Source organism: Streptomyces similanensis (genome assembly GCF_039543625.1).
Lineage (GTDB): Bacteria > Actinomycetota > Actinomycetes > Streptomycetales > Streptomycetaceae > Streptomyces > Streptomyces similanensis.
On record NZ_BAABKC010000151.1, the window covers coordinates 1 to 802 of the forward strand.

Annotated in this window: 1 rRNA gene; it reads left to right on the plus strand. The window is 57.2% G+C overall.

The features are described 5' to 3' along the window. Positions 1-802, plus strand: a 23S ribosomal RNA gene (locus tag ABEB07_RS38675); the annotation flags it as partial.

Genomic DNA, 802 nt, shown 5'->3' on the forward strand with positions numbered 1-802 from the left:
TGGAGGACCGAACCCACCAGGGTTGAAAACCTGGGGGATGACCTGTGGTTAGGGGTGAAAGGCCAATCAAACTCCGTGATAGCTGGTTCTCCCCGAAATGCATTTAGGTGCAGCGTCGTGTGTTTCTTGCCGGAGGTAGAGCACTGGATAGGCGATGGGCCCTACCGGGTTACTGACCTTAGCCAAACTCCGAATGCCGGTAAGTGAGAGCGCGGCAGTGAGACTGTGGGGGATAAGCTCCATGGTCGAGAGGGAAACAGCCCAGAGCATCGACTAAGGCCCCTAAGCGTACGCTAAGTGGGAAAGGATGTGGAGTCGCACAGACAACCAGGAGGTTGGCTTAGAAGCAGCCACCCTTGAAAGAGTGCGTAATAGCTCACTGGTCTAGTGATTCCGCGCCGACAATGTAGCGGGGCTCAAGCGTACCGCCGAAGTCGTGTCATTGCAGCATATACGCCCAACGGCGGCTGTGATGGGTAGGGGAGCGTCGTGTGCCGGGTGAAGCAGCCGCGGAAGCGAGTTGTGGACGGTTCACGAGTGAGAATGCAGGCATGAGTAGCGATACACACGTGAGAAACGTGTGCGCCGATTGACTAAGGGTTCCTGGGTCAAGCTGATCTGCCCAGGGTAAGTCGGGACCTAAGGCGAGGCCGACAGGCGTAGTCGATGGATAACCGGTTGATATTCCGGTACCCGCTGTGAAGCGTCAAACATCGAGCATCGTGATGCTAAGGCCGTGAAGCCGCCCTGATCTCTTCGGAGTTGAGGGGAGTGGTGGAGCCGCCGGACCAAGCGGTTAGTA